Annotated in this window: 18 protein-coding genes and 1 pseudogene; 7 read left to right on the plus strand and 12 right to left on the minus strand. The window is 60.1% G+C overall.

Annotated elements, in window-relative coordinates:
* Positions 1 to 73 precede the first annotated feature (73 nt).
* Positions 74 to 739: an FKBP-type peptidyl-prolyl cis-trans isomerase gene (locus tag E3W21_RS15750; RefSeq protein WP_129440094.1), complete on the plus strand. Its 666-nt coding sequence runs from the start codon at positions 74 to 76 to the stop codon at positions 737 to 739.
* 63 nt (positions 740 to 802) lie between these two features.
* Here the strand turns inward: E3W21_RS15750 and E3W21_RS15755 are convergent, their stop codons facing one another.
* The 8 genes and pseudogenes from E3W21_RS15755 to E3W21_RS32370 all read right to left on the minus strand — a co-directional run.
* A complete protein-coding gene (locus E3W21_RS15755; RefSeq protein WP_046045098.1) occupies positions 803 to 1,261 on the minus strand; it encodes an Rsd/AlgQ family anti-sigma factor in 459 nt (152 codons plus the stop codon).
* Between the two features lie 179 nt (positions 1,262 to 1,440).
* Positions 1,441 to 1,992: a disulfide bond formation protein B gene (locus E3W21_RS15760; protein ID WP_129440092.1), complete on the minus strand. Its 552-nt coding sequence runs from the start codon at positions 1,990 to 1,992 to the stop codon at positions 1,441 to 1,443.
* 344 nt (positions 1,993 to 2,336) lie between these two features.
* Positions 2,337 to 3,575 carry a heme biosynthesis protein HemY gene (locus E3W21_RS15765; RefSeq protein WP_134420861.1) on the minus strand — a complete coding sequence of 413 codons (1,239 nt, stop codon included), beginning with the start codon at positions 3,573 to 3,575 and terminating at the stop codon, positions 2,337 to 2,339.
* The gene (locus E3W21_RS15770; protein WP_134420863.1) at positions 3,572 to 4,726 is read right to left on the minus strand and encodes a uroporphyrinogen-III C-methyltransferase; all 1,155 of its coding nucleotides are present in this window, start codon (positions 4,724 to 4,726) and stop codon (positions 3,572 to 3,574) included. Before E3W21_RS15770 ends, E3W21_RS15765 begins: the two co-directional genes overlap by 4 nt.
* A 16-nt stretch (positions 4,727 to 4,742) precedes the next feature.
* Positions 4,743 to 5,510, minus strand: coding sequence for a uroporphyrinogen-III synthase (locus tag E3W21_RS15775; RefSeq protein ID WP_134420865.1), 768 nt, complete (start codon positions 5,508 to 5,510; stop codon positions 4,743 to 4,745).
* On the minus strand, positions 5,507 to 6,448 hold the full coding sequence (gene hemC / locus E3W21_RS15780; RefSeq protein WP_129440084.1) for a hydroxymethylbilane synthase: 942 nt from the start codon (positions 6,446 to 6,448) through the stop codon (positions 5,507 to 5,509). The genes E3W21_RS15775 and hemC overlap by 4 nt, the downstream gene beginning before the upstream one ends.
* 137 nt (positions 6,449 to 6,585) lie before the next feature.
* Positions 6,586 to 7,332, minus strand: coding sequence for a LytTR family DNA-binding domain-containing protein (locus E3W21_RS15785; RefSeq protein ID WP_129440082.1), 747 nt, complete (start codon positions 7,330 to 7,332; stop codon positions 6,586 to 6,588).
* Positions 7,329 to 7,648 (minus strand): annotated as a pseudogene (locus tag E3W21_RS32370) (sensor histidine kinase); the annotation flags it as partial. The pseudogene E3W21_RS32370 and the gene E3W21_RS15785, both read right to left, overlap by 4 nt.
* Before the next feature lie 143 nt (positions 7,649 to 7,791).
* On the opposite strand from E3W21_RS32370, the gene argH reads away from it, so the two are divergent.
* The gene (gene argH / locus E3W21_RS15790; RefSeq protein ID WP_134420867.1) at positions 7,792 to 9,186 is read left to right on the plus strand and encodes an argininosuccinate lyase; all 1,395 of its coding nucleotides are present in this window, start codon (positions 7,792 to 7,794) and stop codon (positions 9,184 to 9,186) included.
* Between the two features lie 132 nt (positions 9,187 to 9,318).
* On the opposite strand, the gene E3W21_RS15795 is transcribed toward argH, so the two are convergent.
* Positions 9,319 to 9,978 (minus strand): glutathione S-transferase family protein, encoded by a 660-nt coding sequence (locus tag E3W21_RS15795; RefSeq protein ID WP_134420869.1) that lies wholly within the window; start codon positions 9,976 to 9,978, stop codon positions 9,319 to 9,321.
* A 133-nt stretch (positions 9,979 to 10,111) separates the two neighbouring features.
* On the opposite strand from E3W21_RS15795, the gene E3W21_RS15800 reads away from it, so the two are divergent.
* From E3W21_RS15800 to E3W21_RS15810, 3 genes are all read left to right on the plus strand, one after another.
* Positions 10,112 to 10,396 carry a hypothetical protein gene (locus E3W21_RS15800; protein WP_129440076.1) on the plus strand — a complete coding sequence of 95 codons (285 nt, stop codon included), beginning with the start codon at positions 10,112 to 10,114 and terminating at the stop codon, positions 10,394 to 10,396.
* Between the two features lie 216 nt (positions 10,397 to 10,612).
* A complete protein-coding gene (locus E3W21_RS15805) occupies positions 10,613 to 10,858 on the plus strand; it encodes a TIGR02647 family protein (protein WP_008150272.1) in 246 nt (81 codons plus the stop codon).
* A gap of 206 nt (positions 10,859 to 11,064) precedes the next feature.
* A complete protein-coding gene (locus E3W21_RS15810) occupies positions 11,065 to 13,911 on the plus strand; it encodes a class I adenylate cyclase (RefSeq protein ID WP_134420871.1) in 2,847 nt (948 codons plus the stop codon).
* 5 nt (positions 13,912 to 13,916) lie between these two features.
* On the opposite strand, the gene rnk is transcribed toward E3W21_RS15810, so the two are convergent.
* The 3 genes from rnk to cyaY all read right to left on the minus strand — a co-directional run bounded on the left by rnk (position 13,917) and on the right by cyaY (position 15,135).
* Positions 13,917 to 14,327: a nucleoside diphosphate kinase regulator gene (gene rnk / locus E3W21_RS15815; protein ID WP_046045088.1), complete on the minus strand. Its 411-nt coding sequence runs from the start codon at positions 14,325 to 14,327 to the stop codon at positions 13,917 to 13,919.
* Positions 14,328 to 14,570: 243 nt separating this feature from the next.
* Positions 14,571 to 14,798, minus strand: a complete 228-nt coding sequence (locus E3W21_RS15820; RefSeq protein ID WP_134420873.1) for a DUF1289 domain-containing protein — start codon at positions 14,796 to 14,798, stop codon at positions 14,571 to 14,573.
* A 4-nt stretch (positions 14,799 to 14,802) separates the two neighbouring features.
* Positions 14,803 to 15,135 (minus strand): iron donor protein CyaY, encoded by a 333-nt coding sequence (gene cyaY, locus E3W21_RS15825; protein WP_129440070.1) that lies wholly within the window; start codon positions 15,133 to 15,135, stop codon positions 14,803 to 14,805.
* 357 nt (positions 15,136 to 15,492) lie between these two features.
* Here cyaY and E3W21_RS15835 point away from each other — a divergent pair, with 357 nt between their 5' ends.
* Together E3W21_RS15835 and lysA are read left to right on the plus strand one after the other, a co-directional pair.
* A complete protein-coding gene (locus E3W21_RS15835) occupies positions 15,493 to 15,678 on the plus strand; it encodes a lipoprotein (RefSeq protein WP_129440066.1) in 186 nt (61 codons plus the stop codon).
* A gap of 9 nt (positions 15,679 to 15,687) precedes the next feature.
* A complete protein-coding gene (gene lysA / locus E3W21_RS15840) occupies positions 15,688 to 16,935 on the plus strand; it encodes a diaminopimelate decarboxylase (protein WP_129440064.1) in 1,248 nt (415 codons plus the stop codon).
* Positions 16,936 to 16,937: the final 2 nt, after the last annotated feature.

The following is a 16,937-nucleotide window of genomic DNA, read 5'->3' on the forward strand; positions in this document are numbered from 1 at the left end:
TGCGCAAAACCAGTTCACCGTAGAGCACATTCACACTGGCATAATCCCCCGCATCTCAGGTCGGAGAGTGCCCATGTCGCGCTACCTTTTTTTATCACTGTGCGTGTTTTTTTCCGTGGCCCAGGCCGCCGAAAAAACCAAAGAAAATGACACTCATGATCTCTCTTACAGCCTGGGCGCAAGTCTCGGCGAACGCCTGCGCCAGGAGGTTCCCGATCTGCAACTTCAGGCGCTGATCGAAGGTTTGCAACAAGCCTATCAAGGCAAACCCCTGGCGCTGAAAGATGAGCAAATCGAACAGATACTTGCCGAGCACGAAGCCCAGGCCGCCTTGCAACCGAGCACGCCGCAAAGTGAAATCGCCCTCGAAAAAGAGCGGGCCTTTCTCGCCGAGGAAAAAGCCAGACCGGGCGTTCGTGAACTGGCAGATGGAATATTGCTAACGGAGTTGGTGCCAGGCACTGGCGTCAAAGCTGGCCCCAACGGCAAAGTCCAGGTGCTGTATATCGGTCGCCTTCCCGACGGCACAGTGTTCGATCAGAACAGTCAGCCGCAGTGGTTCAGTCTCGACAGTGTGATCAGCGGATGGCGCAGTGCGCTGCAGCAAATGCCGGTCGGGGCAAAATGGCGTCTGGTGATTCCATCGGCCGAAGCCTATGGCGCCGAGGGTGCCGGCGACCTGATTGCACCGTTCACACCGCTGGTATTCGAAGTCGAATTGCGCGGTGCTACAAGCTGAATACCGGAAACGAAAAACGGCGCGCATAGCGCACCGTTTTTGGAGGTCTTGCAGGAAGGGGGTTCAGGCCTGAACCGAGTCCTCTTCCTTGTGAGCGGTGTGCAGCACTTCGATCAAGCAGTCTTCCAGTTCGAAGCGCTCGTGCAACAGGCCGCCCAGCTCTTTGAATTTCTCCGCCACGCACTGACCTGCATCACACAGGTCGTTGAACGCGAGCAGCTTCTCGGTGATGACGTCGATGCGAGGGTAGATGGTCTCGGCCAGCTCAAGCCCGCGAGTGTCGCCAAACGCCTTGGCTTCGCCGGTCAGCTGTTCGTAGATCTCGAAGTGCCCGGCAGACACGTAATCGACCAGCACGCCGCAGAATTCCTGCAACGGCTTACGGTTCTCACCCAGTGCCTCAGGCTTGGCGCCGAGAGCATCATAGGCCCGAACCAGTTCGTGACGCTCCTGCAACCAGCGATCGATCAGCAGATGCACTCCACCCCAACGTTCCTGAGCATTCTGACAACTTTCGAGCATGGTGATCTCTCTTCCCTTGTGGGTCATGCTGCCCTACACCCGTCGCCACACTTGAAGGTCAAGTATCGGCCAGGCAGAGCGTCATTCGAGCAACATAATTCCAATGACACGTGCGGGCCAGATTATGCCCGCGCGACAATGGCTTCAAGGTACGCAGGAGATAAAGTTCATACAAGTGTTTAATCACCCGCCAGCGCCCGGTGCGACGAACCGCCGCTGAGCGGTCGCAGACAGGCTTTCCAGACAACGCGCAGCAGCTGATAAATTCCCAGAATTGTCATCGCCATGAAGAACAGCAGACTCCATTCAGGAATGCTCAGGTCGAACAGTGTCCAGGAAATCTCCGCGCACTCCGCCTCCCCTTTAAACATCTGCGTGGCCTGACACAACCAAGGCATGTCCTCGTACTGAACTGCCAGATTGGGCGAGCACGTCAACAGCTGATGCATTGGATCGCTCTGCAGCAACACCTGTCGCCACGCCGTGACCGTACCCGCCAGACTGCAAAACAGCCCGAGCATCCAATACAGGAAAGACCCGAAGCGGCCCGGCCCATGCACCGAAGCCACCAGGCAGATACCCGTGAGCAACGCGAGGCAAAAGCGCTGCAACAGGCACAACCCGCAAGGCTTGAGGCCGACCGCATATTCCAGGTAATAGGACACGCCCAGGGCCAGGGCACCGGCAATGAAAGCCATGAAAAACAAGGAGCGTGAGCAGGCCAAAGACATGGCATTTCCGTAACAGTAGAGACAGGCGGTTACGGTAGAGGAAAGCGCTGCAGCCTTTCAAGGCAGGCCAGCGGGGACACTTCAACAGAAGTGTAGGGAAATCCCGACAGGAACGAGAGGATTAGGTGTAGTCCTCTGTAGGACTTTGCCGGCGAAGGATTACAACGCTGAAACAGTGGCGGATTCGAAGCGATTCCCGCCCCCTGTAGCAGCTGGCGCAGCCTGCGTTCGGCTGCGCAGCAGTCGTCCAAGTTTATGCGACTCGCCTGACCAAACCGTGGTGTCTGTTTTGCGACTGCTGCGCAGCCGAACGCAGGCTGCGCCAGCTGCTACAGGGGCAGGAATCACGCGTGAACAGGAACCGGCAACGGTGCCGCCAGCAAGCGCTCGTCCAACAAGCCCAACCCCTCCTGGAACAACTGATTGCTGCGTTCTGTGTCACCCAGCTGCGCCAGCAGCCGCGCCAGTTCCGCGCAGGCTTCCGGGTTGCGCTGCACTCGCAGGCTGCTTTCCAGATAGTCCCGGGCCTTGCCCCAAAGGCTGCTTTGCAGACACAAGCGCCCCAGGGTCAGCAACAGGCTTGGGTCAGCCGGATGTTCCTTGAGCCAGCTCTCGGCGGTGTGCAGTTGACGTGCCGGATCGCTGCCGCGAACGAGTCCGTAGAGGCGCGCCAGATGACTGTCGTAGTTGCGCTTGAGCGCCGCTCGCAGGATCTCTTCGGCTTCGACCTGAGCACCCAGTTGCCGTAGTTGCTCGGCATAAGCGAGCACCAGTTGCGGCTCCTGACGCTGAGCTGAGGTCAACTGCTGCCAGGCGCGATTGAGCGCTTGCAAGCCGACCGTCCCGTCTTCTTCCTGATGCGCCGCCAGGGACAGGTTCTCACCCCAGGCCCGGCGTTCCAGTTCGGCCAGCTCGGCCGGTGGCAGGACCTTGTCCTTTCGTAGCTCCGGCAGCAGGCGAATCACGGCAGACCAGTCGCCCCGCTGTTGGTGCAAGCGCTGCAACTGGCGCAAGGTCTGGACGTTATGAGGATGACGCTCGTGCATGGCTTGCAGGGTCACCAGGGCGCCTTCGGTATCGCCGCGGTCGGTCTGCAATTGTGCGTGGCTCAGGGCAATTGCCAACTCTGCCTGGGGCTGTCGCTCTAGAGCGCGCTCGAGCAGGTTGTCGCTTTCCTCGTATTGACCTTGTTCGTTCGCTGCCCGGGCAGCGCCGAGGTAGTAAAGCAAAGGCTGGCGCTCGGCTTCCGCTGCCCGATGCAGATGACGCTGCGCACTGGCCCAGCGACCTTCGGCCAGATCCAGCTGACCGTGTTCAATTGCCACCTGCACACGGCGACTGCGATTGCGCCGCGACCAGGGATTGACCACGCCGCTGGAGGTCGTCACCAATTCGATCAACGCCTTGATGCCCCAGAACACCAGCCAGAGCACGGCGACCAACGCCAGGGTTGCCCACAGGCTCGATTCATAACGAAAGCTTTTGTAGGCGATCAGCACGTAACCGGAATGCTCGGCAATCGCCAGCCCCAGCGCGGCAGCCGCGGCGATCACCAGGAACACGATCACATAGAGGCGTTTCATGGCGTCGCCTCCTGAGCGGTGTCCGCGGCAGGTTTGGCCATCGGTTTGATCGAGTCCTCGGCGTTGACATTACGCCGCGCCAGATACCCCTGAACCGCACTCAGCGTGCCGGTCAGGTCTGGCGTGATGACGGTGACCGGTTGCTTGCTCAACTCGCCAACCTGCTCAAGCATCACTTTGCTCTGAGGGTTGTCCGGGTTGAAGTTGCCCTTGAGCACGTCCCGCGCTTCGGCCAGCGCCTGGGTATAAACCGTGGCCTGGCCATTGAGCGCGGCCCATTGCGCCTGCTCCAGCGCCAGGCTCAGGGCCAGGCGCACCTGGCTCAGGCTCTGCCCGGCCAGCAACGGACGCACATTCTTGTCGGCGTTGAAGTCGATGCGGATGTAGCGCGAGACCTGATCCCACCATTGCGCCCAGCGACTGGCGCCGTCGCCATCGGCGGTGAGACCCAACAGGGATTCGCCACGGTCCTTGTACTCGGGTGCCAGCTCGGTGAGGCTGATTACCTGATCGCGTAGCGCCCCCAGCCGCAGGAACAGACCGGTGCGATCCGGCTGTTGGGTGCTACGCAATGCCACCAGGGTTTTGGCCACTTGCTCGCGAGCGGCAAAGGAGCCCGGGTCGTTCTGTTCTCGCAGAATTTCATCGGCGCCCTGCACCAAAGCCTGGGCACTGCTGATGTCCTGCAACGCGGAAAGACGCAGGCTGGCCAGACGCAGCAGGTGCTCGGCCTCGGCCAGACGCCAATCCTTGCGGCTGGCGCCGAGAACCGTTTCCAGACGTTGATTCAAGCGTTGCTGATCACCTTGAAGTTGAGTGACCAAACGACTGCGCGCGTCGAGCTCGGCGGCGGCAGGCATTTGTTCCAGGCGAGCAGTCAGGCGTTGTTCATTGAGCTTCAGGTCCTGTGCCTGATCGTTCAATGCCTGGACCTGACTCAACTGTTGCTGAGTATTGGCTTGCAGGTGACGCACCTGCCAGACTCCCCAACCGGCCACGGCGACACCGGCAGCGCCCAGCAGCAGCGCGACGATTGCCAGCCCATTGCCTCGGCGCTGCACTGCGGCAGGTGGTCCGGCTTCAACCGGTGCTTCAACCGGTGCATCGAGCACTGGCTGGACGTCATCTTTAGGCAAGGCTGTTTCGCTCACGTATCCATCCTTTGCATTAGAAAACGGGTCCGGGATGCTCCCGTAACGCCGCCAGCAAAGCCGCGGCACTGGCGCCACGACAATCCACAACTGTTTGGGCCCCGGCGGCACATGCCAGCTCGGCGACCCTGGGGCTTGGAACAAACAACGGCAACCGCGCCAATTGCGGCCAGGCATCGCCGGCCAATCGATGCAGGTGCTCAAAACCCTGTCCACTGCTGACCACCAGCCCGTTCAAGCGTTCCGCTTCGATCAGGTCAGGCAGCGCCGCCGGCGGGTAATGCGGCAGGTCGCGGCGGTACAATTCCAGATACTCGACACTAGCACCAAGCTCGCGCAAACGCTCAGCCAGCAACTCGCGCCCGCCCTCCCCGCGCATGATCAGCACGCGTGGACCGGGCCGCGCGATTGCCTCGCGCAACTGAGGAAGTTCAAGCAAGGCCTCACTGTCATCGCCATCCACCGGAAAGCTGATGTCCAACCCGTGATCCTCCAGGATCTGCGCGGTGGCTGCGCCCACGCTAAACCACTTCAAACGAGGGGGTTGCGGCCGATACCTGTCGAGCAGTTCCACAGCAATTCTGGCGGCTGGTTTACTGACCACGATCACCGCGCAATAGCGATCCAGACCCTGCATCACCTCGCGCATTGTGTCAGAGGCAGGAATCGGCTCGATCTCCAAAAGCGGCAAACTGCTGCTGAAAATCCCCTTTTCGGCCAAAAGAATGCTCAGCGCCGCCGACTCATCCGAGGGACGCGTCAGCAGCAGGCGCCAGCCCGTCACTCGTGACCTGCCTCGCCGTAAACTGCTTTCAGGATGTCGTTGGCGCCTTGACTCAGCAGGTCTTCAGCCACTTGCACGCCCAAGGCTTCGGCTTCGCTACGTGGCGCACGAGCCTCGGCGCTGAGCAGCAGACCGCCGTTCGGATCACCGACAAGACCACGCAACCAGATCTGCTCGCCTTCAAGCACGGCATAGCAGGCGATCGGCACTTGGCAGCCGCCATTCAAATGTTTGTTGAGAGCACGTTCGGCGGTCACGCGGGTGGCGGTGTCCTGATGGTGCAGCGGTGCCAACAGCGCGTGAATTTCGCTGTCGACGCTGCGGCATTCGATACCCACCGCGCCTTGGCCACCGGCCGGCAGACTGTCGTCGACGCTGATGGCCGAGGTAATCCGATCTTCAAAGCCGAGACGAATCAGGCCGGCAGCAGCGAGGATAATGGCGTCGTATTCGCCGGCATCGAGCTTGGCCAGCCGAGTGTTGACGTTGCCGCGAAGGAAGCGAATTTCCAGGTCCGGACGACGGGTCAGCAACTGAGCCTGACGGCGCAGGCTGGAGGTGCCAACGATGCTGCCTTGCGGCAATTCGTCCAGGCTGGCGTAGGTATTGGAAACGAAGGCATCGCGCGGGTCTTCTCGCTCGCAGATGCAGAACAGACCGAGGCCTTCGGGGAAGTCCATCGGCACGTCCTTCATCGAGTGCACGGCGATGTCGGCTTCGTTTTCCAGCAGCGCGGTTTCCAGTTCTTTGACGAACAGGCCCTTGCCGCCGATTTTCGACAGTGGCGAGTCGAGCAATTTGTCACCGCGACTGACCATGGGCACCAACGTCACGAGCAGACCCGGATGGGCCTCTTCCAGACGAGCTTTGACGTATTCGGCCTGCCACAGGGCGAGTGCACTTTTACGGGTGGCGATGCGGATTTCGCGAGAGGACATGGATCAATCCGTACTGAATAGATACGGCGGATAATAACAGCTCAGCCAAATCCACTTTGACTTGTATCAGAAACCGCGTGGCCTCCCTGGCCTCAGACATCCAGCAATCGGGATGAAACCCGCCCGTAAATGGCGGATTAAAGCTGTTGCATCATCTTGCGCACGCCGGCCACATGCCGCCGGCTGACGATCAGGGCATCGCCGTTCAAGCCTTTGAGGAACAGCTGAAAATGCCCCAGAGGCGTGCGTTGCAGGCGTTCGATGCGTTCGCGGGCGACCAGCGCGTTGCGGTGGATTCGCACGAAGCGGTCGCCAAATTCATCTTCAAGGGCCTTGAGCGGCTCATCCAGCAGCACTTCGCCGCCTTCGTGGCGCAAGGTCACGTATTTGTGATCCGCAATGAAGTAGACCACCTGACCCAACGGGATCAGTTCGATACCTTTACGGGTACGGGCGCTGATGTGGCTGCGCGGACCGCTGCCACTTTCGGCGGCGGGACGGGTCAGGGCCGCGAGCTGGACGCGATTGGGCCGCTCGGCTTTTTTCAACGCTTCATGCAATTGTTCTGTACGCACAGGTTTCACCAGATAGCCTACGGCGCTGGCCTGTAAGGCTTCCACGGCAAATTCATCGGACCCTGTGCAAAACACCACGGCGGGCGGGGTTTCGCGTTCGCACAATCGTGCAGCCACTTGCAGGCCATCGAGGCCCGGCATGCCGATATCGAGCAGCACGATATCGGGTTTGTGGCTGTCGATCAGAGCCAACGCCTCATCGCCGTTCGTGGCGCTAGGCTCCAGGACACTGTATCCCTCGAGTTCGCCAACCATTCGGCTCAGGCGCTCGCGGGCAAGGGGTTCGTCATCAACGATCAGGACATTCATATTGCGCTGGATTCCTGCGTGAGTCTCGCACAAGGATAGCGTAGACAGGTGAAGTGACGTCCGTCACCGCGATCCACGCTAAGACTAGCGCGAGGGCCAAAAAGTGCCGCCCGACCGACGGCTAAATTTTCATCTGTCGTGCGTTTGGCGGCCCAGGCCCGCGTTGGCGAGGCATCGCCGTAGGGTTTGTTGATACACAATATGAACACCCCCTCTTCTTATAGTCAGCTGCAGCGTCTGGAACGGCGCTGATCCTATTGTCCAACTGTAGACGGTTGCCGGCACGATATTGCTCAATTGAAAAATATCGTTGCGCAAATCCCCTCGGCGTTGATTCGAGTATGGACCGCAGCATGAGAAAAAAACGTATCGACCAGTGTCAGCGACAGGATTGGCAACCCTGTTATTATCCGCGACAGCTTTCTACGCCATCTTTCTTCAGCCGACACGAGCGAATTCATGAGCACTGACAAGACCAATCAGTCCTGGGGCGGCCGCTTCAGTGAACCCGTCGACGCCTTCGTCGCCCGCTTCACCGCCTCCGTCACTTTCGACCAGCGCCTGTATCGCCACGACATCATGGGCTCGATCGCTCACGCCACGATGCTGGCCAAGGTCGGCGTGCTGACCGATGCCGAGCGCGACAGCATCACTGATGGCCTGAAGACCATCCAGGGTGAAATCGAGGCCGGCCAGTTCGACTGGCGCATCGACCTCGAAGACGTGCACATGAATATCGAGGCGCGTCTGACCGACCGCATCGGCGTCACCGGTAAAAAGCTGCACACCGGCCGCAGCCGTAACGACCAGGTCGCCACCGACATCCGCCTGTGGCTGCGTGACGAGATCGACCTGATCCTGAGCGAAATCACCCGCCTGCAAAAAGGCTTGCTGGAGCAGGCCGAGCGCGAAGCCGGCAGCATCATGCCGGGCTTCACCCACCTGCAAACCGCACAGCCGGTAACCTTCGGGCACCACATGCTGGCCTGGTTCGAGATGCTCAGCCGCGACTACGAGCGTCTGGTCGACTGCCGCAAGCGCACTAACCGCATGCCGCTGGGCAGCGCCGCACTGGCCGGTACCACCTACCCGATCGACCGCGAATTCACCGCCCAACTGTTGGGCTTCGACGCCGTCGGCGGTAACTCGCTGGACAACGTGTCCGATCGTGACTTCGCCATCGAGTTCTGCTCGGCCGCGAGCATCGCGATGATGCACTTGTCGCGCTTCTCCGAAGAGCTGGTGCTGTGGACCAGCGCGCAATTCCAGTTCATCGATCTGCCGGACCGTTTCTGCACCGGCAGCTCGATCATGCCGCAAAAGAAAAACCCGGACGTTCCGGAGCTGGTGCGTGGCAAGACCGGTCGCGTATTCGGCGCGCTGATGGGGCTGCTGACCCTGATGAAAGGCCAGCCACTGGCCTACAACAAGGACAACCAGGAAGATAAAGAGCCACTGTTCGACGCTGCCGACACGTTGCGCGACTCGCTGCGGGCCTTTGCCGACATGATCCCGGCGATCAAACCCAAGCACACGATGATGCGTGAAGCAGCCCTGCGCGGCTTCTCCACCGCCACCGACCTGGCCGACTACCTCGTACGTCGTGGCCTGCCGTTCCGTGACTGCCACGAAATCGTTGGCCATGCCGTGAAGTACGGCGTGGAAAGCGGTAAAGACCTGGCGGAAATGAGCCTTGAAGAGCTGCGCAAGTTCAGCGACCAGATCGATCAGGACGTGTTTGCCGTGCTGACCCTGGAAGGCTCGGTGAATGCCCGTGACCATATCGGCGGGACTGCGCCGGCACAGGTCAAGAAGGCTGTGGCTCGCGGCCAGGCATTGCTCGCCAGCCGCTAAACCGTCAAAAGCTTCGTCGGAACGCCGCCCGGAGCAAGCCCGCTCCCACATTTGGAATGCGTTCCCCTGTGGGAGCGGCGGTGCGACGATTCGACTTGCTCGCGAAAGCGGTCTTGAAGGCGCTAAAAATACCTACTTCTTGGACGCGACCATCGCCAAAAACGCTGGCATTGCCGCATCCTTGTCCGCCGCAATCCGCTGCACATGCGGATTCTGTTCCAGACGCTCCAGCAGCGCCTTGGCCGCCGGCATCTCAGCCAGCAAATCCAGGTCAAACAGCTTCTGCGCCACCGCACAGGCCAGCGGCACGCTGTAGAGGAAATACAAATCCGCAATGCTCAGGCTGTCGCCTGCCACATAAGGGGCGAACTTGCCGTGCCTGCCCAGTGAAGCGAACCCCAGCAGCAACTCGGCTTTGGTCTTGTCCTTGATCGCATCCGGCACAGTCATGCCGAAAAATGCTTCGGCGTAGCAGGCACGCCCCGGCAATTCGATGTACAGCTCGATTTCCTTGGCCAGTGCCAGGACCTGCGAACGCTCAAAGGGATCGCTTGGCAACAGCGGCGTGCCTTTCTGGCTGTGTTCGAGGTATTCGAGAATCACGCTGGTTTCGTTGACGAAACCCTGTTCGACACCCAGCACCGGCACCTTCCCGCGCGGGCTGATGGCTAATGCCTCGGGGCTCGGCCCCGGGTAAAACAATACTTCTTCGAACGGCAGTCCCTTCTCCAGCAGCGCCAGCTTGACCATGTTGTAGTAGTTGCTGACGGAAAATCCATAAAGCTTGAGCATCACATAGCCTCCAGGCCGTGCAGGGTTGGCAGGGTTGGCAGGTGCCTTTTATAGAACGTCGCGACGTTTCTTGCCAGCAGCATCACAGCGCTGAATGCAGGTAAACTGGCCGCCTTAACTTGAGGAGCCTGCCATGAGCGAGCCAACTGATATCGACATCGACGAAGAAGAGTTCGCCGAAAATACCCTGGTCGAAGCCATCGAAAACCAGATCGAAAGCGACAACCCGCCGGCCGCCAAGGCGACCTTCAACAAGCTGACATTGGTGGGTTACGAGCGTGAAGAAATTCTCAATCTGATGGCCCACGTTCTGGCAGTGGAAATTGACGCGATCCTCGAAGAAGACCGCGCGTTCAACTCCGAATGGTATGAAGCTGCGTTGCGTGCATTGCCAGAGTTGCCGCCGGAAAAGAAATAAAATCAAAAGATCGCACCTGTCGAAGGCTGCGATCTTTTTCAATTCAGGCAACCGTTTCTCAGACCCTGACTACACTGAATCCACCCCGCTGCCGCACCACCCACCGGGGAATGCTTCCCAAGGCGAAAAAACCCTGTCGCGAGCACTGGACATGCCGCCCGAGTGGGATCACCTTAGGGGCGCTATCGTCCAATTCCTAGAAAGTCTGGAGTCCTTATGTCGCTTACCCCTGAGTTGGTTGCCGAACTGGAAATCCTCGCACTCTTCAACCTGGACAGTTCCCAGGAAGGTTTGAAAATTCATCAGACCGCTGCCCCGAAAGCCATTGCCGCCGCCCAAAGACTGTTCGACAAAGAACTGATCACCCAGCCAGATGGTGGTTATCTGACCAGCCTCGGTCGTGACGCCGCGCAAAATGTGCAAACCGTTCTGACCATTCTCAACGTCCGGGAAACTGCCTGAGCATTACCGTAGCGCCCACGGAAACCCCTGCTACGGGATTTCCGCGGGCACATTTCGTTACCGGCCCTGTTGCCTGCCGTCGCCCCGCGATAAAAATCTGACGCCAGAAAAACAAAATCAGCTTAAAAGTCCTGGAGCCGAGGCGCTAAACTGCCCCTCATCCGCAGACACCCACGTCTGAGCCCTGCGAGCCGGTTTGAGCTGACATGACCCGCACCCATGAAATCCGCCCCGATCTGGACGAGGGAATCGACCGCAAGGTTCTCAGCCAACTGCGCGCACGTTTTCTGAAGCTCAATGAAGGCCGTATGGCCCGCGCCATGGAAGGGTTGTCGACCCGCCAGCAAGCGGTGCTGACCTTGTTGCCGCTGTTTTTCCACGTCAATCATCCGCTGTTGCCAGGGTACGTTTCGGGCAGTACGCCGGCCGGGCTGTCGAATTACGAACCCGACGCCAACACCCTCGCCGAAGCCCAACGCCTGACCCGCTCGTTTTCCTATAAGCCCCGCCACGGCAGCAATCCGCCGCGACCGATTCACGGCCTGTTCCTGATGGGCAGCCTCGGCACTCTCGCCCAGGCCGACCAGAGCGACATGGACGTGTGGGTTTGTCACGGGCCGGACTTGAGCGAAAGCGACCTCGCTGAACTGCGCAAAAAATGCCAACTCCTCGAAATTTGGGCCGCCAGTCAGGGCGCCGAGGCGCATTTCTTCCTGATCGACCCGACCCGTTTCGTACGCGGCGAACGTGATACGCAACTGAGCTCGGAAGACTGCGGCACCACCCAGCACTATCTGCTACTGGACGAGTTTTACCGCACCGCAATCTGGCTGGCCGGACGCACGCCCATCTGGTGGTTGGTGCCGGTCTACGAAGAAGCGAGCTACGACCGTTACACCCACACGCTGATGTCCAAGCGCTTCATCCGTGCCGATGAAACCCTGGACCTGGGCCATCTGGCCTATATCCCGCCGGGGGAGTTCATCGGCGCCGGACTCTGGCAGTTGTTCAAGGGCATCGAATCGCCGTACAAATCGGTCCTCAAACTGCTGCTGATCGAGGTCTATGCCAGCGAACACCCCAAGGTTCATTGCCTGAGCCTGCGCTTCAAGCAAGCGGTGTTTGCCAATCGGCTCGACCTTGATGAGCTGGATCCGTACGTCGTGGTCTACCGGCGCATCGAGGAATACCTGACCGCCCGTGGCGAGCCGGAACGGCTGGAGCTGGTACGCCGGGCGTTGTACCTGAAGGTCAATCGCAAACTCACCGGCAGCAACAGTCGCACTCAGAGCTGGCAGCGTTCGTTGCTCAAACGCCTGGCCCACGAATGGCAGTGGGATCATCGTCAACTGGCCCTGCTCGATAGCCGCAGCCAGTGGAAAGTCCGTCAGGTCGGTTCTGAACGCAGGGCCTTGGTCAACGAGCTCAATTACAGCTATCGCTTCCTGACCCAGTTCGCCCGCAACGAACAGACCGTCAGCCTGATCAACAAGCGCGACCTCAACGTGCTGGGTCGCCGGTTGTACGCGGCCTTCGAGCGCAAGGCCGACAAGGTCGAGTTCATCAACCCTGGCATCGCCCCGGATCTGGCCGAAGATACCCTCACGCTGGTGCACGCGCCGAACAAAAAAGAATCGGGTCAAACTCAGTGGGGTTTGTACAACGGTAGCCTGACGGCCCTCGAATGGGAGCATTTCGCACCGATCAAGCGCAGCCGCCAATTGCTGGAACTGCTGACCTGGTGTCACCGCAATGGCGTGATCGACAGCAGCACTCGCCTGGCCTTGCATCCCGGCAGCAGCGACCTGAGCGAGTTCGAACTGTTCAACCTGCTCGGCAGCCTGCAACAGAGCATCGCCCTGCCGCTGACGACCGTCGCCGAAGAACCGTTACTGCGCGCCAGCGTGCCGAGTGAAGTGCTTATCCTGGTGAACGTCGGCGTCGATCCACTCAAGCACCACCGCGACCTGAACATCCTGATGACCACCGAGCGCACTGATTCCCTCAGTTACGCCGGCGTCCGGGAAAACCTGGTGCTGACCCTGGATCAGGTCACGCTCAACAGTTGGAACGAAGTGCTGGTCAACCGCTTCGACGGCCCTCACGCGCTGCTCGACTGCGTGCGCGATTACCTCAACAACCTGCCCGGCGGGCTACAACAACCCACGTTGCGGGTTCGTTGCTTCTGCCACAACCGCGCACAGTTCATCGCCCGGAGGGTCGAAGAGATCCTCGACACCGCGCAGAACCTGCTGTTGAGCAAACTCAATCATCGCTACCTGATTCAGGTCCAGCAGCACTACCACGTGCTGGAATTGGTGCCCGGCCAGGTCAATCATGTCGCCCTCGCCACGCTGCCGGCGCTGGTCGATTACCTGGGCGAAGAGCTGGCAAGCTACAGCCCGCTGCACCTGGACCCGATGGCGCTGGAAGACCACGACCTGGCGCTGGTCCTGCCGATGGGCCAGCCCGATTGCATTCAGGTGTTCTACCGGATCAACGAGTACCGCGCCGACCTGTACGTGCTGGATGAATTCAATGCCCTGTGGCAGCAGCGCTTGCCCTACCACGACGAGCAAAGCCTGCTGGTGCCGCTGCAACGTTTCCTGCAATCGATCCAGTACCGGCGCGACGCCTTGCTGCCGATGGACGTCGCCCAGCCGCTGAGCCTGGACATCTTGTATTACCAACTGCTGCCCTCCGGCCCCGTGCGGGCGCGTCGGGTCGAAGCTCGGCCAGCGCCGCAAACCCCGGTCAACAAACCGTTCTACGACGTGCAGGCGATTGTCGGTAAAGCCGCACCGGGACAGGTGCAGGTCACGTTGTATTGCAATCAGCGGGAGTTTTCAGAGCTGGAGCATGGCGACCAACTGTTCAGCGTGGTCGCCCGGGAAATCGTCGAGCAGCGCCGTGAAACCGAACGCTATCGCTGCTACATCACCGACCTGGACCTGTCGGGCCTGCTCGGTGATGGTCAGAGTTCAAGCATTTTGTATTTGCGCTACAAGGCGGACCTGGAGCGCGCACTGAACGAGGCGCTCGAGCAGGTCTGAGGGGGTTATTCCGGAAAGTGGCCGCCCTCGGCCGGCTGCGATTCAACTTCCAGCAGGGTCAGTTTCAGTGTCTTGCCACCCGGTGCCGGCCAGTCGATGTGCTGACCAACCTTGAGACCGAGCAGTGCGCTGCCGACCGGCGCCAGAATGGAAATCTTGCCTTCGTCGGCATTGGCATCCTTCGGATAAACCAGCGTCAAGTGATAGTCCTTGCCGCTGCCTTCTTCGCGGCAATGCACACGGGAATTCATGGTTACGACATCGGCGGGCACTTCATCGTGACCGACCAGGGTATCGGCGCGATCCAGTTCGGTTTGCAGCGCGATAACGCCCGGCAGCGTGTCATCCAGGCTGTCGATCAGGCGCTCCAGACGTTGCACGTCCAGACGGGTAAGGGTGATTGAAGGTGCGGTCATGATTTGGGCAGACTCCTTTCTTCTGCACAGAAAAAGCAAAACCCCGCCAGAAAAAGGCGGGGTTTTCACGAGCCTCGATGGGTTGAGGCGTTTCTCGACACTATCACAGCTCAATAAATATACAAGTCAGGGGCGGCGGACGGCTTTGCGCCCCTCTGTAGGAGCTGCCGCAGGCTGCGATCTTTTGGTGGCACCGAAGACTGCCGATGAGCAAGATCAAAAGATCGCAGCCTTCGGCAGCTCCTACAGGGGATTTGCGGTGATTTTGCGATGCGTGGCCTGCGCGCAAATCACTCGCCGCCGATCGTCATCGGCCGAGCGCCATTCGCGGATGTCTTCGACATGGCGAAAACACCCAAGGCAGACCTTCTGTTCATCCAGCCGACACACACCGCTGCATGGCGAAGCTACCGCCGGGCTGACATTGCTGTAGAGCGGTTTTGGCGGTCGAACGGGCGCAGGCTGAGTCACGATCTCACAGGCCTTCGAAATCGAGCTCGGCGTCAGCTTGCTGCTTGACGATGCGCTCGAGCATTTCGCCCAGTTGCTCTTCGCTCTTGTCGCACATCCAGCGCTCGCTCTCTTCGTCGTAATCGAAGTGAAACCCGCCGGACACGGCCGCCAGCCACAGCTGCCGCAGGGGTTCCTGACGGCTGAAAATCAACTGGCTGCCGTTTTCGAACTTGACGGTGAGCACACCGGCCGAGCTCTCCAGATCGATATCCAGGTCACACTCGTCAAAAATATCCTCCAGCGCTTGCTGGGTGGCATCGACCAGATCGTGGAAACGGGCTTCAGTCAAACTCATTGCGGGAACCTCAAAAAGTGTCTACTCACGCTCAAGCGCCGCAAGATACGGGCGAGCCCCGGTGATTGCAAAGGATAACGATCAAGCGTCGATATCGATATGGTAGCGCTGTACCTGTGGGAGCGGCGATGCGGCGACCCGACTTGCTCGCGAAGAGGCCGACACATCCAACATGTTTGTTGACTGAACCACCGCATTCGTCGGAACGCCGCCCGGAGCAAGCCCGCTCCCACATCTATTGCATATAACTCGCCGACATCATGCCAAGCCCCGCCGGACGGGAGCCCCGTCGCATAGGCAAGCTGCCGGGTGGCCGGTATACTCCGGCGCAATTAATGCATTTTCAAGGATTTCGCCATGAAGCGCCTGATCTCTTCCCTTGCTGCGCTCGCTTCGCTCGTCGCTTTTGTCAGCTTATTATCGGCCTGTGGTCAAAAAGGCCCGCTGTACCTGCCTGACGATAGCCAGGACCCTGCCGAGCAAGCCAAGTCCTCGCAAAAGCAGCCTGCGTCGAAAGCACACAAGCACGACGTCTACCAATAAGGGAACGCCATGGACGCTTTTAACTACCGTGACGGCGAGCTGTTCGCGGAAGGTGTTGCCCTGTCCGCCATCGCCGAACGCTTTGGCACACCGACCTACGTCTACTCCCGTGCGCACATCGAAGCCCAGTACCTGGCTTACGCCGATGCGCTGGTCGGCATGCCGCACCTAGTCTGCTTTGCGGTCAAGGCCAACTCCAACCTGGGTGTACTGAATGTCCTGGCGCGTTTGGGCGCCGGTTTCGACATCGTCTCACGTGGCGAACTGGAACGCGTACTGGCCGCTGGCGGCAGCGCCGACAAGATCGTCTTCTCCGGTGTCGGCAAGACCCGTGACGACATGCGTCGCGCCCTGGAAGTCGGCGTGCATTGCTTCAATGTCGAATCCACCGATGAGCTGGAACGTCTGCAAGTGGTCGCCGCCGAGCTGGGCGTTCGCGCACCGATCTCGCTGCGAGTGAACCCGGATGTCGACGCCGGCACCCACCCGTACATTTCCACCGGTCTTAAAGAGAACAAGTTCGGCATCGCCATCGCCGACGCCGAAGACGTGTACATCCGCGCCGCCCAACTGCCAAACCTGGAAGTGGTCGGTGTCGATTGCCACATCGGCTCGCAACTGACCACCCTGCCGCCCTTCATCGACGCCCTCGACCGCCTACTGGGCCTGGTCGACCGCCTCGGCGATTGCGGCATTTACCTGCGCCACATCGATCTCGGTGGTGGTTTGGGCGTGCGTTATCGCGATGAAGAGCCGCCATTGGCTGCCGACTACATCAAAGCCGTACGCGAGCGTCTCGACGGTCGTGACCTGGCGCTGGTGTTCGAGCCGGGCCGCTTCATCGTCGCCAACGCCGGCGTGCTGCTGACCCAGGTCGAGTACCTCAAGCACACCGAACACAAAGACTTCGCCATCGTCGACGCGGCCATGAACGACCTGATCCGCCCGGCGCTGTACCAGGCCTGGATGGACGTCACCGCCGTGCGCCCGCGCAATTCCGCTGCCCGTGCCTACGACATCGTCGGGCCGATCTGCGAGACCGGCGACTTCCTGGCCAAGGATCGTCAGCTCGCCCTGGAAGAAGGCGATCTGCTGGCCGTGCATTCGGCCGGTGCCTATGGGTTTGTCATGAGTTCCAACTACAACACCCGCGGCCGTGCCGCTGAAGTGTTGGTGGACGGTGATCAGGCATTTGAAGTGCGTCGCCGTGAGACGGTAGCCGAGTTGTTTGCTGGCGAAAGCCTGCTGCCGGAGTAAAA

Origin of the sequence: Pseudomonas sp. F01002 (assembly GCF_004402115.1) — a bacterium.
Taxonomy (GTDB): domain Bacteria; phylum Pseudomonadota; class Gammaproteobacteria; order Pseudomonadales; family Pseudomonadaceae; genus Aquipseudomonas; species Aquipseudomonas frigoris.